Genomic DNA, 8,152 nt, shown 5'->3' on the forward strand with positions numbered 1-8,152 from the left:
GTGGACGGCAGGACGACAGGGGGCGGCTGCCGGCCTCGGCGGCCTGCTGCAGGGCGCCCACCAGCACGGGGTGCGGGCTGAGCTCCACCAGCGCGTCCACGCCGTCGGCCACCAGCGACGCGAGCACCGGGGCGAGCCACACCGGCGTGCGCAGGTTCTGGCCGAAGTAGCGCCCGTCCACCTCCGGCCCCTCCATCCGCCGCCGCAGGGCGGTGGACATCATGGGCAGGCGCGCGGGCTTCGGACGCAGCCCGGCGAGCACCGTCTCCAGCTCCGGGAGGATCTCGTCGATCTGCGGGCTGTGCGCGGCGACGTTCACGCGGATCCGCGCGCACAGCTCCTTGCGGCGCTTGAGCTCCGCGAGCAGCGCGTCGAGCGCGGCCGGGTCGCCCGACAGCACGGTGGACCGGGGGCCGTTGTGGCCGGCCAGCACCACCGCCCCACCCGTGGCCTCCAGCAGCCCCGTCAGCGCCTCGGGCGGCAGGTTGACCACGGCCATGCCGCCCTTGTCCGCCAGCAGCTTCTGCAGGCGGCTGTAGTGGTGGATGACGAGCGCCGCCTCCTCCAGGTCGAGGATGCCCGCGATGTGCGCGGCGGCGATCTCCCCCAGGCTGTGCCCCACGACGACGTCCGGGGTGATGCCCCAGGCGCGCCACTGCTCCGCCAGGGCCACCTGGAACGCGAAGAGCAGCGGCTGCACCACGTCCACGTCGTCGTAGCGGGCGGCGCCCTCCGCCTTGAACAGCTCCTCCCGGAGCGACTGGCCGGAGTGGACCGCCAGCGCCGCGTCCACGCGCTCGAAGGCCGCGCGGAAGGCGTCCTCCGTGAGCAGCATGCGCCGGCCCATGCCCACCCACTGGCCGCCCTGCGGAGCGCAGACGAAGGCCACCTTCGGAGCCTGGCCGGACGCCGTCCCCAGCGTCACCGTCCCCGCCTCGCCGTCCAGGAACCCGCGAAGGCGCGCCTCCAGCTCCCCCCGGGTGCGCACGCACACGGTGAGCCGCTCCGGGCCAGAGGCCTCCGGCGCCAGCGTGGCCTGGAGCGCGTCGAGCGGCACCCCGGTCTTCAGTGCCTCCAGCGCGCGGCGGGCCTCGGCCTTCAGGCCTCCGCTCCGGACGCCGCCAGCCCCACCCAGGCGAGCCGCGACGGCGGGGCCTCCTGGAGCACGACGTGGGCGTTGGTGCCGCCCCAACCGAACGCGCTGACGCCCGCCACCGCCGGGCCGTCCGGCACCGGCCACGCGCGCGTCTCCCGCGAGACCTCCAGGCGCAGCGCCTCGAAGGGGATGAGCGGGTTGGGGCGCGTGAAGTGGAGGCTGGGCACCACCGTGCGCTGCTCGACGCACAGGCAGGCCTTGAGGAAGCCCGCGATGCCCGCGGCCCCTCCAGGTGGCCGATGTTGGTCTTCACCGAGCCGATGACCAGCGGCGGGCCCTCCCCGCGCGCCTTCGCGAACACGGCCCCGAGCGCCCCCGCTTCGATGGGGTCTCCCAGCGCCGTCCCCGTGCCGTGCGTCTCCACGTAGCCCACCGCGCCCGGCGCCACGCCCGAGCGCGCGTGGACCTGCCGCAGCAGCTTCTCCTGGGCCTCCGGGTTGGGCGCCGTGAGGCCGTTGCTCGGCCCGTCGTTGTTGCTGCCCGTGGCGCGGATGACGCAGCGGACGGTGTCGCCCGCGGCGAGCGCGGCGGAGAGCGGCTTGAGGACCACCACGCCCCCGCCCTCCCCGCGTCCGAAGCCGTCCGCGCTCGCGTCGAACGCCTTGCACACGCCGTCCGGCGACAGGCCACCGAAGCGGGACAGCGCCACCATCGTGTGCGGCGAGGCCATCACGCTGACGCCGCCGACGATGGCGGTGGTGCTCTCCCCCGCCCACAGGCTCTGGCAGGCCAGGTGGACCGCCACCAGCGACGACGAGCACGCCGTGTCGAGGACGAGGCTGGGCCCCTGGAGGCCCAGCACGTACGACAGCCGGTTGGCGACCATGTTGAGCGCCTGCCCGGTGGCCGTGTGCGGCGTGATGCGCCCCGGCTCCGCGCCGCCCAGCTCCGCGTAGTCCCGCCAGATGGCGCCCACGAACACGCCCGTCGCCGTCGCGTGCAGCTCCCGCGGGACGATGCCCGCGTCCTCGAGCGCCTCCCACGCCAGCTCCAGGAACAGGCGCTGCTGCGGATCCATCTCCGCCGCCTCGCGCGGGGAGATGCCGAAGAACAGCGGATCAAACCCCGCGATGTCCGGCAGGAACCCGGCGCGGCGCGGCACCGGCACGCCGTGCCCACCGGCATCCGCCTGCTGCAGGCGCCCATCCGTCCAGCGACCGGCGGGGACCTCCGACACCGCGTCGCGCCCGGTGCGCAGCAGCTCCAGAACGCGCTGAGGTCCGGCGCGCCGGGAAGGCGGCAGGCCATGCCCACCACCGCGATGGGCTCGTCGCGGCTCACGGAAGGCCCGGCGGGCTCCACGGGAGCCGTGGCGTCCGCGTCCCCCGTGGCCAGGTGCCGCAGCAGCGCGTCCACGCTGGCGTGGCGCCAGAAGACCGTGGGGGAGAGCTCCCGTCCCGCCAGCTCCGACAGCGCCCGTCCGAGCGCCACCGCGCCCAGCGAGTCCAGCCCGTAGTGGCTGAAGGGCCGTCGCGCGTCCACCTGCTCCGGCGACAGGCCGTTGCGGCGCGCCAGGGCCTCCAGCAGATGGGACCTGATCGCGGACAGCACGGACGCTTCCGTCACAGGAGCAGAGATCGTCGGCGCACCCAAGGCAGTTCCCCCTGTCAGCCCTTCCCCAAGGGCCCGGTTTCCACGTCAGCGCAAGGCAGACCCCCGCCCCGCCTGACGCCACTCAAGACACGACAAGACCGTCACCGCGAACGCGGACTCGCGCGCCAGCACGCAAGGGCCTGGGCGCGAAACATCTAATGTCTGGGAGGAAGCCCTGGGACCCGAGGCCCCAGGGCCCCGGTCACTACGCCTGGCGCGCCGCCCCGGACGGGCGGGTCCACGCGAATTCCTTCAGCGCCGGCTCCAGCTCCACGCCGCCCAGGTGGTTCGCGTAGTTCACCAGCACCTGCTGGGAGAGGGCCAGGAGGACGTCGAGCGCGTTGGCGCTCGTGAAGCCCTGGGCCGTGAACCGGCTCCAGAGGTCGTCTCCCACGTACCCCTTCTCACGGACCACCGTCCGGGTGAACTCCGCGAGCACCTCCAGCCGCGGATCCGACAGCGTCGTCCCCGACCGGAGCGCGGCCACGAGCGCATCCGGGACCTGGAGCTTGCGACACAGGTAGCTGTGGAAGGCCATGCAGTACGAACAGTCGTTCTCCCAGCCGATGGTCATGATGACCACCTCGCGCTCCACGGCGCCCAGCGAGGACTGGGCCAGCAGCGGCCCCATCTGCGCGAAGCCCTGCGTCGCGCTGGGTGACTCCGCGATGAGCCCCAGCAGGTTCGAACGGAAACCCGCGGACTTCTCCACCGCGGCCAGCACCGGACGGGACTGCTCCGGAGCGCTCTCAATCGTATGAATCCTCAATCGCCCCAAGATTCACCCTCCCCAAATGGAATGTTCAATTCAATTGACAATGCCACCGCGAAACATGCGTTTCAACAAATAGTTGCATCCCTCTCAATTTTCCCTTGCGAACACCGGGCACCATTTTATCGGTATTTTTGTATGATTAATGCCACCTGAATCCACAGCAAATACAAGGACTTGAAAAAAGTCAGGAAGATTCTGCGGGTCCGGCGTAACGCCGGCCTGGGGTCGCGACCTTAATGACTGGCAAGCCGCAATCATGCGGCCTCAGGAGTTTTCAATGTCCCGTCTGAACCTTGTCGACGTTTCGCACGCCACGCTCAAACCCATCAAGGAGAAGCTGGGCGCCAACCTGCCTCCGCCGGTCCGGGTGCTGGCCAACTCGCCCGCGGCGATGAGCGCCTTCTTCGCGCTGCACGGGACGCTGGGCCAGGGGCAGCTGACGCCGCGCATCCGGGAGCAGATCGCCCTCGCCGTCGGCAACGCGCAGGGCTGCCGCTACTGCGTGTCGCACCACACGCAGCTGGGCCGCAAGACGGGCCTGTCCGACGAGGAGCTGGACCAGGCGCGTTCGGGCAAGGCGCCGGATGCCAAGGTGGAGGCGGCGCTCCAGTTCTCCCGGCAGATCGCCGCGCGCCGCGGGGCGGTGACGGACGCGGAGCTGGCGGCGGTGCGCGCCGCGGGCTGGAGCGACGGCGACGTGGTGGAGATCCTGGCGCAGGTCGTCGCCACCACCTTCGGCAACTACCTCAACCACCTGGCCCAGACGGAGATCGACATCCCGCCCGTGGACCTGGTGCCTTCAGCGGTCATCGACGGAATCCACGCGTGACCGCGACCTTCGAGCCCGGGGCCCGCTTTCCAGACCTGGAGCTGCGGGACGGCACGGGCAGGCCCACGCGGCTGGGCGAGGCCATGGGCGGCGAGGCGGCGGTGGTGTTCTTCCTGCGCAACGCCGCTTGTCCGGTGTGCCGCAACCACTTGAAGACGCTGGCGAAGCGCCAGGGCGACATCGCGGCGAACCGGGCGAAGGTCATCTCGGTCGTCCCGGATGGGCCTGAAGAGGCGCAGGAGCTGGCGACGTGGCTGGGGCTGCCGGTGCCGGTGCTCACCAGCGCCACGGGGTCGCACGCGGAAGCGGGCCTGGAGCCTCGGCTCTGGGGCAAGCTTCAGCCGAGCGGCACCGTGCTGCTGGCCCCCTCCCGGGAGGTCGTCTACGGGAGGCAGTCCGCCCTCCCGCCGCTGGGCTTCAACGAGAAGGAGCTGATGACCGCGCTCGCGCGTGGGACACATCGCCCGGATTAGCCGACGACGCGTGTCGTCCTGCGTCATCCACCTTCCCTCTTCGGCGGCCTTCGCCGAAGGGGGTTAGGATGGCGCAGCCATGCCTGATGACATCCCCCCGGACTCCGACACCGAGCGCGCCGCGTTCCTCTCCTGGGTCACCCTGCTCGTCCACCAGCACCGCGCGCGCCTGGTGACGATCGCGAGGCGCCGGGGATTGCCGCCCGAGGACGCGCTCGACTGCGTCCAGGATGCCTTCGTCACGTTCCTGCGGATGCCGGAGGCCGCGACGCTGTCCGTCCGCTCCAGCGAGGTGGAGCGCCTGCTGTCGACGCTGGTGACCCACGCCGCGCTGAACCAGCGGCGCAAGCTGGCGCGCCGGGCGCTGCCGGCCGAGTTCGACCTGCCCGAAGTGGCCGCGGACCTGCCTTCCGCGGACACGCTGGTGGCGGAGGCGGAGGCGCGGGTGAGCCTGGTGCGCTGTGTCGAGCAGCTGTCGCAGATGCAGCAGGCGGTCATCCGCCTCCGGCTGCTGGACGAGTGTCCGGGCGAGGAGGTCTCCACGCTGCTGGAGGTGTCGCCGGAGAACGTCCGCATCCTGCTGTTCCGCGCGCGCCAGCGCCTGCGGGAGTGCCTGGTGCTGGCCATGCAGTCCCCGGGGCCGCCGCACCTGGCCGCCACGGAGACCGCGCCGCGCTCCCTGCAGGGCACCGTCGAGGACCGGCGGCCGCGGCACTCCTGAGCGGGCGCTACAGCACTTCCGCGCGCAGGTCGGGGAACACCTTCCCCACCTTGCCGAGCAGGTAGTCCCCATACGTACCCCGGAAGGCGTGCACGCTCTGGCGGTCCCAGCGCTCCGCGTGGTCGTCCGCGCCCGCGTCCTTCAACGCAGGTGAGTCAATGGCGCACACCTCCGCCGTCCAGTCCGGATCGAAGAAGAGCGGCAGGGACAGCCGGTCGCGGCCCGCGCGGTTGAGCACCCGGTGTGGCGTGGAGCGGTACGCGCCGCGCGTCATCCGGTCGAGCATGTCGCCGATGTTGCACACGAACGCGTTCTCCACCGGCGGTGCGTCCACCCAGCGCGTGTGCCCGTCCTGGCGCGTCTTCACCTGGAGCCCGCCCGCGTCGTCCTGCTTGAGGATGGTGAGCACGCCGTAGTCGGTGTGCTCGCCCACGCCCCACACCGGCAGCCCGTCCGGGTCCACCTCCGGGCCCGGCGGGTAGTTGAAGATGCGGAACAGCACCGTCGGATCCGCCATGTACCGCGTGGCGAAGAAGTCCGCCTCCAGGTCCAGGCTGAGCGCGATGCCGGACATCAACGCGTGCCCCAGCGACGTCAGCGCCGCCATGTACTCCAGCACCGCGCCCCTCAGCCCCTCCGGCTCCCGGGGGAACAGGTTCGGCCCGTGCAGCGGCGTGCCGGCGCGCACGCGCGGGTCGTCTGGCTGCAACTCCGTGCCGAAGTAGAGCCCCTCCTTGCGATCCGGCCGGCCCGACGTGAGCTCCCCGCCCACCGGGAAGAAGCCCCGCCACGCCCTCCCCCCGAGCGCCATGCGCACCCGCTGCTTCTCCTGCTCCGACCGCGAGAAGAAGTCCCGCGCCAGCGCCTCCAGCCGCGACTGGAGCCCCACGTCCACGCCATGGCCCACGACGTAGAAGAAGCCGGTGTGGCGGCATGCCGCGCCCATGCGGGCGGCGACTTCCCTGCGGGCCTGGGGGCTCGACGAAGCGTCGACGAGGGCTCGGACGTCGATGAGGGGCACGGTGTCCATGGCGGACTCCAGGAGCGCCTGACCCCAGCGGGCAAGGTCGCGTGCGAGGAACGCTTTAGCGGAGCTGCTCAACCAGCGCGACGATGATGCCCGCAGGGCCGCGGACATAACAGAGCCGATAGCTGTCCTCGTATTGCGCCAGCTCGCCAATGAGCTCCGCGCCATGGGCGCGCAGGCGGGCAACGACGTCCTCGATGTCTTCGACGGCGAACATGATGCGACGGAGGCCCAGCGTGTTCGCCGGTGCGTCGTTCGGCTCAGCGCTGGCCGCCGTCGGCCTGTGGAACTTCGTCAGCTCAAGTCGGCCGTGGCCATCCGGGGTCCGCATCATCGCGATGTCGGCTCGGACGCTGTCGAGCCCGGCGACGCGGTCAACCCAACGTCCTTCGACTGGCGCCTCGCCCTCCAGCTCCAGACCCAGTTCGACGAAGAAAGCGATAGCCGCCGCGAGGTCGTCGACAACAATGCCGACGTGGTCCATCCGCCGAAGCGTCATGTCCCCGCTCATAGCCCATTGAAGCGCCGCGACGACGCGGTCACTCGCTGGGCGCTGAGGCAATCCGAGGAGAGATTCTCCTCGGGTGGTGGCCGAACTGACCGGGTCGTGGCCCGGTCGTGGATGTGGGCTCTGAGAGCCACGAGGCAGCCCGCCCTCCTCGCACGCCATCACGCGGGAGGTGGTGGGTGGTGGTTCGGACAGGATTCCCAGGGCCGCGCTCGTCACGTCCCCTCCGGTGCTCGCCTCATCGGGACTGCAGGGGACGGGCTCCGAGACGGCTGGAAACAGCAGCGCCCCGCTGTCGGGCTCCATGAGGCGTGCCTGCTCGGGGGGACAAGGTGTCCCCCCGGGTGCCTCAGCGTCCTCGGTTGCCTGCGCGAGACAACCAAGGCCCCGCTCCTCAACGCTGAGACGTTCATCGGTCGCATCGACCTGCGCGGCATCTGACGCGGCGACGCCGAGCACGTCCTCCTGGGTGCGGTGGTCTTCGGGGGACGCATCCTCCTGGGACGCAGGGGCGAAGTCGTTCAGCACGCGCTCGTCGCACGCCTTCAGCAACACCGGCACTTGGTGCTGAAGCGCCTGCATGTTGCGATCACTCACAGCATGCATCGCGCAGATGGCCCATTCGCGCAGCGGCTCACCGCCCAGGAAGGGCAGCAGCCGGCCCGCGATGCCCCTGAAGGCCCGTTGCAGCGACTGGACGAGGAGCAGGTGCCCGGGACGTGCAGCCGTCTGGGCCGCCAGCCGCAGCAACTCGAACTCCAGCTGCGCGCAGCGCTCTCCGGGGTGCCAGCGCGCCGCGTCCCAAAGCTGGTAGCAGGTCGCCTCCAGCGGCTGCAACTGCATGACGGAGGCATTCGCGCAGCAGTCGGCCAGGAGCTCGACCAGCACCTGCCGCTTGAGGCTGAAGAAGCCTTCCAGAAGCCGACGCCCCTCCTCGGAGCGCTCGTCGTGCAGCGCCAGGCCCAGGTTCTCCAGCGTCAAGGACTCGTCCAGCGCCACCGCGCGCGCCTGGCGTCCGGGGTGCTGCACCACCAGGCCCCGTGCCGCCAGCCGCCGCAAGGCCTCGCGCA

At 71.4% G+C, this 8,152-nt stretch carries 8 protein-coding genes and 1 pseudogene; 3 read left to right on the forward strand and 6 right to left on the reverse strand.

Translation table 11 applies throughout. The annotated features are described in order from the left end of the window. The 4 genes and pseudogenes from ACLEQD_RS31700 to ACLEQD_RS31715 all read right to left on the reverse strand — a co-directional run. Positions 1-1,057: acyltransferase domain-containing protein (locus ACLEQD_RS31700; RefSeq protein ID WP_410389241.1), on the reverse strand; the 1,057-nt coding region annotated here is incomplete at its 3' end. A gap of 41 nt (positions 1,058-1,098) precedes the next feature. Beyond that, entirely contained in the window at positions 1,099-1,326 is a 228-nt protein-coding gene (locus ACLEQD_RS31705) for a ketoacyl-synthetase C-terminal extension domain-containing protein (protein WP_410389242.1), read from the reverse strand. Positions 1,327-1,439: 113 nt separating this feature from the next. Further along, positions 1,440-2,722, reverse strand: a pseudogene (locus ACLEQD_RS31710) (type I polyketide synthase); the annotation flags it as partial. A gap of 232 nt (positions 2,723-2,954) precedes the next feature. Further along, positions 2,955-3,518: a carboxymuconolactone decarboxylase family protein gene (locus ACLEQD_RS31715; RefSeq protein ID WP_410389243.1), complete on the reverse strand. Its 564-nt coding sequence runs from the start codon at positions 3,516-3,518 to the stop codon at positions 2,955-2,957. Positions 3,519-3,801: 283 nt separating this feature from the next. Here ACLEQD_RS31715 and ACLEQD_RS31720 point away from each other — a divergent pair, with 283 nt between their 5' ends. From ACLEQD_RS31720 to ACLEQD_RS31730, 3 genes are all read left to right on the forward strand, one after another. Next, the gene (locus ACLEQD_RS31720; protein ID WP_410389244.1) at positions 3,802-4,353 is read left to right on the forward strand and encodes a carboxymuconolactone decarboxylase family protein; all 552 of its coding nucleotides are present in this window, start codon (positions 3,802-3,804) and stop codon (positions 4,351-4,353) included. Next, a complete protein-coding gene (locus ACLEQD_RS31725; protein ID WP_410389245.1) occupies positions 4,350-4,826 on the forward strand; it encodes a redoxin domain-containing protein in 477 nt (158 codons plus the stop codon). The genes ACLEQD_RS31720 and ACLEQD_RS31725 overlap by 4 nt, the downstream gene beginning before the upstream one ends. A 79-nt stretch (positions 4,827-4,905) precedes the next feature. Further along, positions 4,906-5,547 (forward strand): RNA polymerase sigma factor, encoded by a 642-nt coding sequence (locus ACLEQD_RS31730; protein ID WP_410389246.1) that lies wholly within the window; start codon positions 4,906-4,908, stop codon positions 5,545-5,547. 7 nt (positions 5,548-5,554) lie between these two features. Here the strand turns inward: ACLEQD_RS31730 and ACLEQD_RS31735 are convergent, their stop codons facing one another. Together ACLEQD_RS31735 and ACLEQD_RS31740 are read right to left on the reverse strand one after the other, a co-directional pair. Beyond that, complete coding sequence (locus tag ACLEQD_RS31735) at positions 5,555-6,577, reverse strand: isopenicillin N synthase family dioxygenase (RefSeq protein WP_410389247.1); 1,023 nt, start codon at positions 6,575-6,577, stop codon at positions 5,555-5,557. A gap of 55 nt (positions 6,578-6,632) precedes the next feature. After that, positions 6,633-8,152 (reverse strand): VOC family protein (locus ACLEQD_RS31740; RefSeq protein WP_410389248.1); only part of this gene is annotated, 1,520 nt, incomplete at its 5' end.

This window comes from Corallococcus sp. 4LFB (assembly GCF_046520365.1).
Lineage (GTDB): Bacteria > Myxococcota > Myxococcia > Myxococcales > Myxococcaceae > Corallococcus > Corallococcus caeni.

Excerpts from the sequence above, each read along its gene's own strand:
- ACLEQD_RS31720 (WP_410389244.1), top strand. The coding sequence starts at position 3,802 with ATGTCCCGTCTGAACCTTGTCGACGTTTCGCACGCCACGCTCAAACCC.
- ACLEQD_RS31735 (WP_410389247.1), bottom strand. The coding sequence starts at position 6,577 with ATGGACACCGTGCCCCTCATCGACGTCCGAGCCCTCGTCGACGCTTCG.
- ACLEQD_RS31730 (WP_410389246.1), top strand. The coding sequence starts at position 4,906 with ATGCCTGATGACATCCCCCCGGACTCCGACACCGAGCGCGCCGCGTTC.